General features: G+C 43.7%; 9 protein-coding genes and 3 tRNA genes. 5 read left to right on the forward strand and 7 right to left on the reverse strand.

Features of this window, described 5'->3' with window-relative positions; genetic code table 11:
* Positions 1–53: 53 nt before the first annotated feature.
* A complete protein-coding gene (locus BN8908_RS11105; RefSeq protein WP_068690630.1) occupies positions 54–1,964 on the reverse strand; it encodes an amidophosphoribosyltransferase in 1,911 nt (636 codons plus the stop codon).
* A 129-nt stretch (positions 1,965–2,093) separates the two neighbouring features.
* Positions 2,094–3,077, reverse strand: a complete 984-nt coding sequence (gene pfkA / locus BN8908_RS11110) for a 6-phosphofructokinase (protein ID WP_068690632.1) — start codon at positions 3,075–3,077, stop codon at positions 2,094–2,096.
* Positions 3,078–3,475: 398 nt separating this feature from the next.
* Between pfkA and map the strand changes: the two genes are divergently transcribed.
* Both map and BN8908_RS11120 read left to right on the forward strand, forming a co-directional pair.
* On the forward strand, positions 3,476–4,330 hold the full coding sequence (gene map, locus BN8908_RS11115) for a type I methionyl aminopeptidase (protein ID WP_068690634.1): 855 nt from the start codon (positions 3,476–3,478) through the stop codon (positions 4,328–4,330).
* A 111-nt stretch (positions 4,331–4,441) separates the two neighbouring features.
* Positions 4,442–5,278 (forward strand): OmpA family protein, encoded by an 837-nt coding sequence (locus BN8908_RS11120; RefSeq protein ID WP_021988220.1) that lies wholly within the window; start codon positions 4,442–4,444, stop codon positions 5,276–5,278.
* Between the two features lie 483 nt (positions 5,279–5,761).
* Here BN8908_RS11120 and BN8908_RS18990 read toward each other — a convergent pair whose 3' ends face one another.
* The gene (locus tag BN8908_RS18990) at positions 5,762–5,989 is read right to left on the reverse strand and encodes a hypothetical protein (RefSeq protein ID WP_235837435.1); all 228 of its coding nucleotides are present in this window, start codon (positions 5,987–5,989) and stop codon (positions 5,762–5,764) included.
* A 268-nt stretch (positions 5,990–6,257) separates the two neighbouring features.
* Between BN8908_RS18990 and BN8908_RS11125 the strand changes: the two genes are divergently transcribed.
* Entirely contained in the window at positions 6,258–8,765 is a 2,508-nt protein-coding gene (locus BN8908_RS11125) for an ATP-binding protein (protein WP_235837436.1), read from the forward strand.
* Between the two features lie 417 nt (positions 8,766–9,182).
* The gene (locus tag BN8908_RS11130) at positions 9,183–9,731 is read left to right on the forward strand and encodes a hypothetical protein (RefSeq protein ID WP_068692242.1); all 549 of its coding nucleotides are present in this window, start codon (positions 9,183–9,185) and stop codon (positions 9,729–9,731) included.
* A 397-nt stretch (positions 9,732–10,128) separates the two neighbouring features.
* Here the strand turns inward: BN8908_RS11130 and BN8908_RS11135 are convergent.
* From BN8908_RS11135 to BN8908_RS11150, 4 genes are all read right to left on the reverse strand, one after another.
* Positions 10,129–10,212: transfer RNA gene (locus BN8908_RS11135), tRNA-Leu, on the reverse strand.
* A gap of 17 nt (positions 10,213–10,229) precedes the next feature.
* Positions 10,230–10,313: transfer RNA gene (locus BN8908_RS11140), tRNA-Leu, on the reverse strand.
* 98 nt (positions 10,314–10,411) lie between these two features.
* Positions 10,412–11,626, reverse strand: a complete 1,215-nt coding sequence (locus tag BN8908_RS11145) for a site-specific integrase (RefSeq protein ID WP_068690638.1) — start codon at positions 11,624–11,626, stop codon at positions 10,412–10,414.
* 415 nt (positions 11,627–12,041) lie between these two features.
* Positions 12,042–12,112: transfer RNA gene (locus tag BN8908_RS11150), tRNA-Gln, on the reverse strand.
* 192 nt (positions 12,113–12,304) lie between these two features.
* Here BN8908_RS11150 and BN8908_RS11155 point away from each other — a divergent pair.
* Complete coding sequence (locus BN8908_RS11155; RefSeq protein ID WP_021988214.1) at positions 12,305–15,445, forward strand: glycosyltransferase family 117 protein; 3,141 nt, start codon at positions 12,305–12,307, stop codon at positions 15,443–15,445.
* Positions 15,446–15,490 lie beyond the last annotated feature (45 nt).

Here is a 15,490-nt window from a genome sequence, read left to right on the forward strand (position 1 = left end):
TTTATTTTGTTCCTTTCCAAACTCAAATTCATTTCATTATGCATTCTTATAAATCAGCCCTCAGAAACAACCTGCCTTTTATCCTTCCGGTCAGAAGAATAATTATTCTCATAGTAATTTATAAATGCATTATTCACTACCCGGTTCCCGCCGGGTGTTGGATAATTTCCTGAAAAATACCAATCTCCGTCATGACCTTTACAAGCCTTACGAAGATTCGATATGGTCTGGTAGACGACCTCGATAGCGATCCCGCAATCCTTAGGCTTTACCATCTCTGCAATCTTCGACGAAATATCTTTATCGCTGAACGGAGCATAAATCTCCCGGACATAATTAACGATTTCTTCTTTCGGCCTATACTGCTGCTCCTTCGACTTCCGGTAAACATCCTCTATAATTTTTTCTTTTCCTCTTTCTTTCAGCAATTCAATGGCAGCATTGAAAGCGATAAACTCATCCATACGGGACATATCGATTCCATAACAATCCGGGTAACGAATCTGGGGAGAAGAAGAAACGATCACGATCTTTTTGGGGTTCAAGCGGCACAAAATCTTGATAATACTTTGCCTCAACGTCGTTCCCCTCACAATACTGTCGTCGATCACCACAATATTATCCACTCCTTCGACAATCGTACCATAAGTCGTATCATACACATGTGTCGCTAAATCGTTCCGGCTGTTATTCTCTGCAATAAAAGTCCTGAGCTTAATGTCTTTTATGGCTAATTTTTCTGTACGTATACGCCGGGATAAAATTTGATCAGCCCGATACGAAGATACATTATCATTTGTCCCCAGTAACTCTACACTTTTTTTGGAGTCCAAATAATCTTCCAGGCCTTCCAGCATCCCATAATAAGCAATTTCCGCCGTATTGGGAATATAAGAAAAAACGGTATTGTCCGTATCGTAATACACCGCCTGCAAAATCTGGTCCGTTAACAAATATCCCAGCATTTTACGTTCCCGGTAAATATCCCGGTCACTTCCCCTTGAAAAATAAATCCGCTCAAAAGAACAGGGAGTTATTTGATCCGCCCGCTCGATCTGCTCCAAAGTCATCTTTCCGTCTTTCTTAACGATCAAACTTTCACCGGCCATCAATTCCCGTACCTGATCCGTCTTGACATCTAAAATCGTCTGTATTACGGGACGTTCAGAAGCTACGACAATAATCTCGTCATCCGCATAATAAAATGCCGGACGTATCCCCCACCTGTCCCGAAACACAAAAGCATCCCCGCTTCCTGTCAGTCCGCAAATAACAAAACCGCCGTCCCACTTTTCAGAAGCTGTCCGGATGATGGAAGCCATATCCAGATGCTCTTCTATTACCCGGTTCAATTCAAGGCCGGATAAACCGCTGGAACTGTACTGTTCATACAACTTTTCCACATAACGATCCAACAAATAGCCGATCTGTTCCAAAATAATAAACGTATCTCCGCTATTCCGCGGATGCTGGCCTTTAGCTACAATATCCGCCAAAATTTCATCGACATTGGTAAGGTTAAAATTCCCGGCAAGGCAAAGATTCCGGCTACGCCAATTATTACGTCTTAAAAAGGGATGAACGTATGAAATACCAGACTTCCCGGTTGTACTGTAACGTAAATGCCCCAGATACAACTCCCCGACAAAAGGCAATTTATCCGGTTCCGTTACACCGTTTGCTTTTTGTACAGCCATCTGACGATTTACAGCATCAAACACCTCTGTAATAGCACTGCTTCCCAAGGCCCGTTCCCTGAAGATATATTCTTCCCCGGGCCGGGCATTCAACTTGACACAGGCCATTCCGGCCCCTTCTTGTCCCCGGTTGTGCTGCTTTTCCATCAACAGATAAAGCGTATTCAACCCATAAACTGAAGTTCCATACTTCTGCCGGTAATACTCTGCCGGTTTTAAAAGCCGGACGAGTGCTATCCCGCACTCATGTTTAATAGCATCGCTCATAAATTATTTTTAATCAGTAAGGTAACGGTGACTGCAACAAACAGGGCCTGGTATCCCCCGCATCCCATTTCCACGTTACTCATTGCAATTTTCGGTCTCATACAAATAATCCGGAAGAAATTTTTTCTATCATCTGGCTGATAACAACGTGAGCAATTCAAGCAGTCTCGGATTTAATCCTTTACTATTTTTAATCGCTTTATTAAAAGGTACATGTACAATTTTACCGTTTGTAATACCGATCATGATACTTTTCTGATCATCCAGCAAAGCATCTACAGCAGCTACCCCCAGGCGGCAGGCAGCTTCCCGGTCATAAGCCGTAGGACTTCCCCCCCTTTGTATATGTCCCAAAACCGATACCCGGACATCAAACTCCGGATGCTCCCGACTCACCTTCTCTGCTATTTTATAAGCACCACCCCCCTCATCCCCTTCGGCTACAATCACAATCCCACTGGAGTGATTCGGATCGTACTCTTCATTCACATATTGCTGCAATTCCTCAATATCATTTTTCAATTCTGGAACCAATATCACCTCTGCTCCGCTCGCAATTCCCGAACGCAAAGCTATAAAACCGGCATCCCGCCCCATTACTTCCACAAAAAACAGACGATTATGGGCACTGGCCGTATCTCTGATTTTATCAATCGCACAAATCGCCGTATTTACAGCCGTATCATAACCTATGGTATAATCTGTTCCGAAAAGATCATTATCAATCGTACCCGGTATACCAACAACCGGAATATCATATTCCTGCACTAACAAACCGGCACCGGTAAACGATCCGTCCCCACCAATCACGACCAGGCCGTCGATTTCAAAGGCTGCCAATTGTCCTACAGCCTTCATCCGCCCCGCCGGAGTGCGAAATTCCGCACTTCGTGCCGTTTTTAAAATCGTTCCTCCACGCTGAATAATATTACTTACATCCGAAGATTTTAAACGACGGATTTGTCCGTCAATCAGTCCCTGATAACCGCCGGAAATACCAAATACCTGACATCCATTATAAATACCGGCACGGACGACAGCCCGGATGGCAGCATTCATTCCCGGAGCATCTCCCCCGGACGTCAACACGCCTATTTTTTTCATCCCATTCATAATCGGCCAATTTTAATCGCTTCCCTTCATAACGTAAATTTTCGGTTAAAAGTTATCCGTTCCTCAACACCCCTAAATTTTCCCCCAGACAACATGCAAATATACATATTTTTCAAAACAATATCACAAAAAAACAGGGGCAATCCGACAAAAACATACAATATTTCACACAACACCCCCATTTTCACCAATCTATTTATCGATTATATATAATAATATACAATTCACCCCCCATTTTTATCCCATCACAAACAGAAAAGTATAAATTTTCATTTAGTGGACAGGTCATATTAAATTTTTGTATCTTTGGACCAAAATGAACCATACTTGTTCCAAGTAAATCACAATGCTCAATTTGCATTGACTATCAATCATTCAGAGAGTATCTATAACAACAAATGGAAGTCATACAACACAACCATCCCTGGAACGGATATTACGATCCGGACATATTGAATGAAAAGCTACGCCAATATCGTCGCCTCGGCCACATCGTCCCTCCCCGGAAAATCATAAAAAATGCAGACCAGATAGAAGGAATCCGGCGCAGTTCAGTCATCAACACCGCAGTGCTCGATCATATTGCAACTCATATACACTGCGGAATGACGACCCAGGAAATAGATAAACTGGTCTACGACTTTACAATAGCCCACAATGCTGTCCCTGCTCCGTTAAACTACGAAGGTTTTCCCAAAAGCGTATGCACCTCCATCAACGACGAAGTATGCCACGGCATACCTTCAGACGACATCATCTTAAAAGACGGAGATATCATTAACGTAGACGTTTCTACCATATTGGACGGTTATTTTTCGGATGCTTCCCGCATGTTTATGATCGGTAATGTCACCGCTGAAAGAAAACACCTGGTGCAAGTCACAAAAGAATGCCTGGAGTTAGGCGTTAAAGCCGCACGTCCCTGGGGATTTCTGGGAGATATCGGACAAGCGATACAGGAACATGCCGAAGCCAACGGTTATTCTGTAGTCCGTGACTTCTGCGGACATGGAGTAGGTCTGGAATTTCACGAAAAACCCGAAGTTGAGCATGTCGGACGTAAAGGAACAGGCATGCTGCTTGTTCCCGGTATGATATTTACGATCGAGCCCATGATCAACATGGGGACATACGAAATATTTATCGATGCGGACAACGACTGGACTGTCCTTACGGAAGACGGACTACCTTCCGCTCAATGGGAAAATACGGTTTTAATTACGGACAACGGATGTGAAATACTGACACATTGAAATAATTCCGGAATCATTTTCTGAAAATCAGCAATTTCTTTTCCGGTCCCGAATTATTTTTTATGTTTGTATATGAATATCCAATCCTCGTACAAACCAACAATAGTAAAGATGAAAAATACAATACTCCCGGTTATCGTATTTCTGCTTATATGCAACTCATGCGTATCCAAGAAAAAATACCTGGTTGCTGAAAACGGCCGTTTGGCAGCCATCGAACGAAGCGAAAATTTCCGGCAGAAATTAACCGACTGTACGAATGAAAATACCCGCCAATCACACCGGATCGACAGCCTGCTTGACGATACGACAGAACTGGGAGGAACGGTCAGAGCTTACAAAAAGTTGTTATATTCCAACAAATCCGAACAAGCCAAATTAAACACCATGCTCCAGGAAAAAATAGAGGAATTGAATGCCCGCCAGGCTACAATTCAAGAGCTGGAAGCCATGATCGAAACACAAAACCAAAAAGTTCAGAATTTATTGAACAGCGTTCAGGATGCTTTGATGGGATTCGGCAATGAAGAACTCACCGTCAGACAGAAAGACGGGAAAGTATATGTTGCCATGTCGGACAAGCTTTTATTTGAATCCGGCAGTGCAAAGGTGGATAAACGCGGAAAAGAAGCTCTGGCAAAGCTTGCCGAGGTATTAAACAAGCAAACGGACATCGATGTATTTATCGAAGGACACACCGACACCAAACCCATCAACACCGTCCAGTTCAAGGACAACTGGGACCTTAGCGTGATCCGTGCCACCTCTGTCGTACGCATACTGACAAAAGACTACAAAGTGAATCCGTTACAAATCCAGCCGACCGGCCGCGGCCAGTATATGCCCGTAGCCGACAACGCCACAGCCGAAGGCCGCAGCCTCAACCGCCGCACAGAAATCATCATGGCTCCCAAACTGGACAAACTGATGCAACTGCTGCAAAAATAAAAGTTTCGAATTTATCATTCCCGGATATTATCCACCCAGGTATTATTCAGATCGCTTTCCTTTCTGAATATACCTTTTGTATACTATTCCTTTCCCCTTTACCGATAAGATTTTAAATAAAATGTGAAAACACGTGGGTTTTCACCGTGGGAATATATTAATGAATTTCAAGTAGTTCATTCAGTTTATTATGTAGTATTTTGACAGGTTATTGTTATTCCGAAGTTCAAAATATGTAGTTTGGACGATGATATTAAAAATATAAAAATTAAATTTAAGTAATTGATAATCATGCTTGCAATTAAATTCTAATTTTGCACTAATTATTTATTCGAATATGAAATTGAATTCTTCCCGCGGAATTTCCACCCTGCATCAGTGGAGTCTGCTTTTATTTACCGCCCTTGCATTCGTGCTGCCGGCACAAGGTCAGGGCAACAAGCCTCTCAATATAAAAAGCGACTATCTTCTGGTGATAAATGCCTACACCTCTGATGCACCGTGGAGCAACGCACTTATCGAACCGGTCCAGAAATGGGTTTCGGCCGAACAGGGTGTCGCCCTCTTTGTCGAACATCTCAATATGCTGATGATAAGCGATACCGTGCAATTCGACAAGGTAAAGCGGGCTATTCTGAACAAATATTCAGACAAAGCTCCGAAAGCCGTAATGCTGTTGGGCAACCCTTCCCTGCTGCTAAAAGACGACATCCGGGCACTTTGGGGCGACCCGCCTGTGATCCTATGTGCGGAAGAAGATTATTTCGGCCCGGACTCGGTCTATATCGAAAAACTTCCGATTCCGGAAGGGGAGCGCGTGCCGCTCTCGACGTTGGCGGATCGATACAATATGACGGTTTTGCAAACTAAAATGTTCCCGAAGGACGATATCGAATTGTTGAAACGGATGGTTCCAGGCGTGAAAAAGGTGCTGCTGATTGGCGACGGCCGCTATATCAACCAGCAACTCAATTACGATATGGAGCGCCTGATGGCTAAGGAGTATCCGGACCTCGAATATCGTTTCCTCTCGGCGGCAGATATGTCTTTGGAGGAATTGATCGCCTGCCTGGAAACAGTAGATATAGACTCTACCGGCGTGCTGTTCTCTTCCTGGTTCAGCAAGTCGGACATCGCCGGGAACACCGTTCTCAATGCGAATTCATACCGGGTGATCTCCAATCTTTCCGTCCCGGTCTTTGCCATGAAACGTGCTGTCTTGGAAAACAGCAGCATGGTCGGAGGCTGCTTCCTCGATAAAACGCCATTTTTCACCCATTTACAGCAGACTATCGAGTCGGTATTGGCAAACACTCCCGCGCGGGACATTCCATTTTATATTCCGCCCAAAGCGGTTCCTACTTTCAGCTATCCTTCGCTGCTGTTGAAAGGCTTTTCCATAGACCAATGCCCGCCGGCCAGCCAATTCATAGACCGGCCTACATTCTACCAACGGAACAAAGCCTTGATTATCTCCGGTGGAGTTTTAATGGCGGCTTTGCTGTTTTTTCTTTATATGCACCACCGCGTTCGCTCGTTGAAAAAACTGAACGAGGCGCAGCGGCAGCAGGTGGAAGCCAACCGGGAACTGGCTAACCTTTTCGATAATATGCCGATCGCTTATATGAAAGCGAAACTCCTGCACGACCCATCGGGAGAGATCGCCGATCTGGAGATATGCCGGACGAACGGACGTTTTATTACTAATTTCGCCCGGAGCATCGAATCGGACCGCTACCTGGGAAGCGAACTTTTCGACGGGGATTTAAGTGTCACCTTACAACTTGCAAAATTGGCGGATGCTGAGAAGAGAGCAATTACCTACACGCAATACTTTTCCGAGTCGGATTCCTACCAGAACATCGTGGTAACGCCGGCCACAAAGGACGGTTATGTGGATGCCTATTACGTCAACGCGACAGAGCTGCACAAAGCCCAGCAAAAGCTCAACGATACGAACCATAAACTGGCCATGGCACTTGATGTCGCTAACATTGTGCCGTGGAACTGGAACCTGCGCGAGCACAAGATCCTCTGCGACGTAAACCGGCCCGTAGAGCTGAGCGACATGGTAAATCAAGTCGACGAGGAAAAATTGTCGGTACCGGACACGCAGTATTTCTCCAAGATACATAAGAAAGATCAACAGCGGGTGATGCAGGCTTACAGCGACCTGATTGAGGGGCGTTCGGAGAAAGTGAGCGAAGAGTACCGGGTCATATCGCGCGATAAGACCGGATATAAGATAGATTGGGTGGAAGCAAAGGCCACCGTGGAAGAACGCGACGCAGACGGCAAACCGCTTACCCTGGTCGGTTCATCGCTGGTCATTACACAGCGCAAGAAGATAGAGCAGGACCTGATCGATGCACGTGACAAAGCCGAAGAGTCAAACCGGCTCAAATCGGCTTTTCTGGCCAATATGAGCCATGAGATCCGCACACCGCTGAACGCTATCGTCGGTTTCTCCCACCTGCTCAATTCGACCGATGAGCCCGAAGACCGGGACGAGTTCGTCCGGATCATCGAAAATAATAACGAATTGCTGCTTCAACTGATCGGCGATATACTCGACCTGTCGAAGATCGAAGCCGGCACGCTGGAATTCGTCGAAGCCCCCGTAGACATAAACGCACTCATCGAAGAGACAGTCCGATCGCTGCAATTACGGGCAGAGGCGAAGGGTATTACGCTCCGGTTCGAAGAGAGACTGCCCGAATGCAATATCCTGACGGACCATAACAGACTGAGCCAACTGCTGACTAACCTGATCACCAATTCCATCAAGTTTACCAAAACGGGAGGTATCGCGGTCGGCTATGCGCTGCAAAAGGACGGAATGCTTCGTTTCCACGTTACCGATACCGGGTGCGGCATCGCCCCGGATAAACAGTCCGAAATTTTCATGCGGTTCGTCAAGCTGGACAGTTTCGCGCAAGGAACGGGGCTGGGTCTGCCCATTTGTAAGACCATCGTGACCCGGATGGGCGGCGAGATCGGAGTAGAATCCGAACCGGGCAAAGGTTCTACTTTCTGGTTTACCGTCCGCAATGTCCCGGCCGAACTGAATAAGAAAAACGTTCAGGAATACACACTTCAGGCCGTGACGAAAGATCAGGTCACAATCCTGATCGCCGAAGACAATATGAGTAATTTTAAATTATTCGAGACGATTCTCAAAAAGGATTACCGTATCCTCCATGCTTGGAACGGGCAGGAAGCGGTTGAATTATTCAAGGCCCACAATCCGCACATCCTATTGATGGATGTGAATATGCCCGTCATGGACGGATACGAAGCTACGGCCGAGATCCGTAAGATTTCGGCCGATGTGCCCATTCTGGCCATTACAGCTTATGCCTATGCTTCAGATGAACAGCGTATCCTCAGCCACGGGTTCGACGGATATGCCGCAAAACCGATCAACCCCAATGTGTTACGATCGAAAATCATCGACCTGCTCAGTGCGAGGGTAATGTTGTTATAAATACAAATAAATATTTATACCTAAGCAAAATTGACATACTCCCATGGTTATTTGTAACCGTGAATTTCAGCGTTTTGCTTTCCGTCATCCCGAATTCGTCCGTTATGGTGAAAGTAAGGCTGCATTTCCCTTCACGCTTATCACGAGTTGTGATAAGTGTGAAGGGAAATCAGGTTCTAAATATTGCAACTATTTGAATCTCAACAAAAAGTATCATCCATAATACCTTGTAAATAACACTTTTATTATATTTGCAAATGGAGCAATGAACATAGTGTCGCTCACACGTTCAAATATATCACCTGCGCACTTTGTCAATGATATTTTAAAAGATGATAATGAGACAGTTAAATAAAAAAAATAACAGTCGATTTCGCTGATATATTACGTTATCCAACAAATAAAATAATGAAAAATATGGAACTAACACTGAATTTAAATTCACGTTTGCAACCTATGCACAGACATGATTTGGAAGATGCACTTCAAGGAATTTTTGAAAAGGAGAAACTGGGAGAAGTGACGGGTGGAGGAACCCTCCAAAATCCCAAAGATGGAGAAATTGTGTCCTGTGACATAGAGATTCACCTAAATGATGATAACCAAAACAACATAAACCGTTTGGTGGAGCTCGTTAATAGAATAGGTATCCCTAAAGGATCGGCATTATTATGTATGGAGCCAGAAATTAAGATAGAAGTCGGAACTTTGGAAGGATTGGCTTATTACTCCAATGGAACGGAGTTGCCTAATGAGGTTTATGAGAATTGTAATATCAACTACGTCATTGAACAGATGGAAGCAGCAATGGAAGACATAGGTTGTTTATATAGTTATTGGGAAAGTAATGAATGGACAGCCTTGTATTTTTACGGGACTTCATTTGTTGAAATGAAACAAAAAATAGAACCATTTATTACTTCTTATCCTCTATGTCAAAAAAGTCGAATTGAGCAAATTGCATAGTTGGATAACAAACACCTCTGCCGCCTAACGGCTGCAAACTGCAAACCATTAGCACCCCCGAAAGACAAAAAATACAATGAATAGCCTTTTAACGCTATACATCTTTTTACTGTTGTGCGGAACGGTTTCCGCACAACAAATAGCAGAATGGAGCAATTGGCAGATTATAACGGATAACGCCGAAATTTGCACGGTTACCAAATCGTTACCTCTATTTCTCAAATAATTCGTTAAAAGTTTATTCCTCAATCGGTTAAATCAAATCGATAGAAATCTAAAATAACGAAATGGTAAATAAAATTAAACCTGGAATGTTTGATAAAGAACAACAAGAATTAAGAAAACACCAAAGCCGCAGGAAACCTGCGGCTTTACTAGCTTTTTCAGCTCGGATTCGTGCCCGAAACAAGAGTTGAACTTGCACGGCCTAACGGCCACTACCCCCTCAAAGTAGCGTGTCTACCAATTCCACCATCCGGGCTTTTCAAAATTTCAATGTGCCCAAAACAGGACTCGAACCTGCACATCCGTAAGGACACTAGTCCCTGAAACTAGCGCGTCTACCAATTTCGCCATTTGGGCTTTTTCTTTAGCGATGCAAAGATACAAACAATTCCGTTACCTCCAAATTTGCAGAGGATGAAATTACAAAAAAATTCATCCTCTGCTTTCGCTCCCACTCATATATCCGTAACCATTTCATTGGCAGCATCCAGTACATTATTCTCGAAACTATCCAAATAGATTTGAGTCGTTTTTTCAGAATCATGCCCGAGTCCTTCACTAATGACGGATATCGGTATCCCGGAACGTTTCGCAATCGAAGCCCATGAATGGCGGGCGACATAAGTTGTAAGCGGAACGCGCGAGCCCAATATCGATCCGACGGTTTTCAACCGGCGATTGATCTTCCGATAACTGTTTTTATACTGACTGAATTCATTTTTGCCCGGGAAAAGGATGATCGGAAAGATAAAAGCTTTCCGGTCGGTCAGATTATTGTATTTCCGTATAATCTCCATTGCCCGGTCCGTTAATTTTATATTCAGCTTCTGTCCCGTTTTCTGGCGCGAATAATAAATACGGTCGCCGACAATATTAGCTACCCTCAGGAATGCAATATCCTTAAATGACATGCCCCGCATATAAAAACTAAAAAGAAAGATATCCCGGGCCATTTCCAAATGAGGCATAGAAGACAAATCCAGATTTTTTATCTGGGCAATCTCATCCTTATATATTGCACGCTTTACTGTTTTCTCTTTCCGGATCGTAATCTTTTTAAAAGGATAATGATCTTCAGATACGATCCCATCTTTAATCGCCCGGTTAAAAACCGAACGAATGGTTCGGAGATAAAACGAAATGGTATTGATTTTACATCCCCGTTCCTGCAAATGGGCCTCGAAATTCCGTAAAAAACTGTAATTGACCTCTTCAAATGTCAGATTCTCTTTCCCGCAGAATCGCCGTAAAATACCCAGTGTTCCTTTATATACATTTGAATTTCCATTTTTTCCAACCCGTTCCAAAGAGGTGATAATCTCCCGGATATAGTCAAAGACAGGAACCCTTGACGTTTTATGATAATAAGCCTCAAAAATATCCTCAACAGAATAATTGATACCGGAAGCCTCACAATCCAAGATAATCTTTTTAAGCTTCATGATTTCACATTCTATACTGTAATTTATCCTTTGCCATTCCCTTCTTTGTTCCGGTGTGCCAAATTTTTCGTTAATCATAGATCTTTTCAGATCCCATTGCTCAAACATGATACGCTGAGGCAATTGGATAACACGTCTTCCCTTGTTGTGAAGAATTTTAATTACAATAGGACAGACTCCTTCACGAGTCATTTTTTGCTTGTCAATCATTACTTTTAATGTAGCCATAAGTGTATGTTTAAATAATAGTTCATGATCCTATAAGTATACGATTATCGGCACAATTGTTCTACAATTTGTACTGTAAAGCTAAAATCGATAAACATTTTTTACAATAAAATGCCAACAGGTCAAAAAATGAAAATTAAAAAGGTAGTATCAGACAATCTGCATGAATTGCATCAAAAGGACCTGACAAATGTTGGTACGGGGAATCGACGTATTTGATAATGACAAAAGCGACATCACCAACAAAGCATTAATCAGCATGCCTATATATGTTATCCACGCAAAATAACAATACCCCTCTTCGGTTATATAGTCAATACATCTACGCTTGCCCGAGAATGCCGCCACATTTCAGGTTTACTCACAAAAAAACCCTTCGAAACTTTTTATTTTCAAAGGGTTTGTCTTTTTTCTGTTGTCCCACCAGGACTCGAACCTGGACTGACAGAACCAAAATCTGCTGTGCTGCCATTACACAATGGGACAATCATTTCCTTCTAAGACGGTGCAAATGTAAAACTTTTTCTATTTCCTGCCAAAAAAAGTGCAGAATTTAAATCAAAATAATTATTTTCGTGCTTTGTAATTTTGGAATGATATGGATTTACAGGCACTTCCTGCCTGCTGAATTTTAATATTTTTTATCACAAAAAACAAGGAAAAATCAATTAATAGCCAATGTATAAGATTCAAAATCATCCGAATTTAAATTTCCAACTGATTAACAATCTGGTCGGTTGGGTAACATTCATTATTGCCAGTCTCACCTATATTTTTACGGTCGAGCCGACAGCCAGTCTGTGGGATTGTGGCGAATTCATCACCACATCTGTGGGATTGCAAGTAGGGCATCCTCCCGGAGCCCCGTTATTTATGATTATATCCCGCCTCTTTGCTATCTTCGCCCCCAGCCCTGAAAAGCAAGCGGCAATGATCAATTACATGTCAGCCCTTGCTTCAGGCTTTACGATACTGTTTTTATTCTGGAGTATCAGCCACCTGGCCCGTAAGCTGATTATTAAAACACAGGAATGCACCTTAGGTCAGGTGATTGCCGTCATGGGAGCCTCTCTGATCGGAGCATTGACCTATACTTTTACGGATACATTCTGGTTTTCCGCTGTGGAAGGAGAAGTATACGCCCTGTCTTCCCTGTTTACCGCACTGGTGTTCTGGGCGATCCTGAAATGGGAAAATGTAGCATTCGAACCTTACGCCAATCGCTGGCTCGTGCTGATTGCTTATTTAATCGGACTTTCCATCGGTGTACACCTATTGAACTTATTGGCCATTCCAGCCATCGTATTTGTATATTATTTTAAAAAATACACACCGACCAGGTCGGGGGTTATCAAAACAGGACTGATCTCTTTGGTTATCCTTGGGTTTACCAATTTCATATTTATCCCGGGTGTCGTAAAAATCGCCGGGTGGTTCGAACTGATGTTCGTCAACGGTATGGGGTTGCCCTTCAACACCGGCGTAATCATTTATGCCCTCCTGTTGATTATCGGTCTGACCTACGGAATCCGTTACACCTTGAATAAAAACAAAACGATCCTGAATACCATTTTTACTTGCTTTGTGGTTATGCTGATCGGATATTCTTCTTATTCCATGGTCGTTATCCGTTCTATCAGCGATCCTCCTATCGATGAAAACAGCCCGGATAATGTATTCGCCCTGTTATCCTACCTGAACCGGGATCAATACGGTGAAAATCCGTTATTTTACGGTCAATATTACAATGCTCCCCTACTCAAAATCGAAGAAGGGGCACCCAGATATTACCAAAATAAAAAAACAGGTAAATACGATGTCATCGGACATTCCCAGAAATTTGAATACGACAGCCGTTTCTGTACGTTCTTCCCCCGTATGCACAGCAGTCAGCGTCCTTATTTTGCTCAGGAATACGAAGCCTGGGGAGGTAAGCCCAACGGTCCTGTATACAGGGTCAACGGAGAAGACGTACAAAGCCCCAGCTTTATGAACAATCTGCGGTATTTCTTCAATTATCAGTTGGGGCACATGTACTGGCGGTATTTTATGTGGAATTTCTCCGGAAGACAAAACGATATACAAGGTTACGGTGACATCCGTTACGGAAACTGGATCACGGGTATTAAATTCCTGGATCAGCTTCGTTTGGGAAATCAATCTGAAATTCCCGACACCCTGAAAAATGAAAAAGCACTCAATAAATATTACATGCTTCCTTTCTTATTGGGATTATTGGGCATGTTCTACCAATACCGTAAAGGCCGGGAAGGGAAACAGGACTTTTGGGTAGTCATGTTGCTCTTCATCATGACAGGTATCGCTATCATCATCTTCCTGAATCAGACACCGCGGGAACCACGGGAACGGGATTACGCTTATGCCGGTTCGTTTTATGCCTATTCTATATGGATCGGTCTGGGCGTACTATCGTTATGGGAATTTTTACGCAAGCGCATGAAATCGGCTCCGGCAGCCGTAATAGTAACAGGAATCTGTCTGGTAGCCGTTCCGGTCAACATGGTTGCTCAAAACTGGGATGATCATAACCGTAGCGGACGGTACGCAACAATTGCCAATGCCAAGAACTACCTCAACTCCTGTGCACCGAATGCCATTCTCTTTACCTATGGGGACAATGATACATTCCCGTTATGGTATGCCCAGGAAGTAGAAGGGGTAAGAAGAGATATACGCATCGTTAATCTCAGCCTGCTTAACGGAGGCTGGTATATTGACCAAATCAACCGAAAAGCTTATGAAAGCGACAGAGTTCCGATTTCCCTCACCCACGATCAATATCACGACGGAGTACGGGAGTGGACTGTCGTTCAGGAGCAAATCAAATCTGCCAACCTGAAGGATGTCATGGCATTTGTTGCCAGCGATAACCCCAATACCAAGGTCAGGACTTACTCCGGTGAATCCCTGGATTACATCCCGACCCGCAATGTCTATATTCCGGTGGATTCGGCCAAAGTCATTGCAAACGGAACCGTACGTCCGGAAGACGCCGATAAAATCGTAAAACAGGTAACGATACCTTTAAAAGGCAATATGATCAGCAAATCCAGCCTGATGGTACTTGATATTCTGGCTACCAACAATTGGGAACGTCCTGTTTATTTCGGTATCGGTATGGGCCCGGACAGCTATATGGGATTCGAAAATTATTTCCAACTGGAAGGAGCCGCTTACCGCGTCGTTCCGATTTATACCAAAGCAACGGATTACTATGAGTACGGACAGATCGATTCGGATATACTCTATGATAACCTCATGAACAAATTCGAATGGGGCAATATCAAAGACCCGAAAGTAAACATCGATTATTTCCACGATAATAACATCGGGGTGATGAAATACCGGACCACCTTCTTACGCCTTGCAGAAAAACTACAGGAAGAGGGTAAGCACGAAAAAGCCATCGCCGTACTGGATAAAAGTCTGGAAGAACTTCCATTGTCGCAGATTCCGCCGGACAACAGCCTGATCAATTATATCCCGCTTTATTACACCTTAGGACAAACAGACAAGGCAAATCACCTGTTGAATGAGTTGGCAACGATCAACTACCAAACCTTGAGGTATATCAATTCCCTTTCACCGGAAGATGCCCATAGCGGGGATATACCACAGGACGAACGGATCAGTCTGAATGTTCTCCAGATTCTGATCAATTTTGCCAGCCGGGCAGGTCAGTCCGATGTGGCTAAAGAATGGGCCAATCAGGTAGAAAGCCTTTATAATCCGACTGCTATTCATCCTTACCAACCGGAATTGCAGAAGGAAATAAAGGATACCAATCGTCCGTCTTAACTTATTGAATTCTATCGTTGTCCCGAAAGTTCCGTTAACGGACCG

Source organism: Culturomica massiliensis (assembly GCF_900091655.1).
Classification (GTDB): domain Bacteria; phylum Bacteroidota; class Bacteroidia; order Bacteroidales; family Marinifilaceae; genus Culturomica; species Culturomica massiliensis.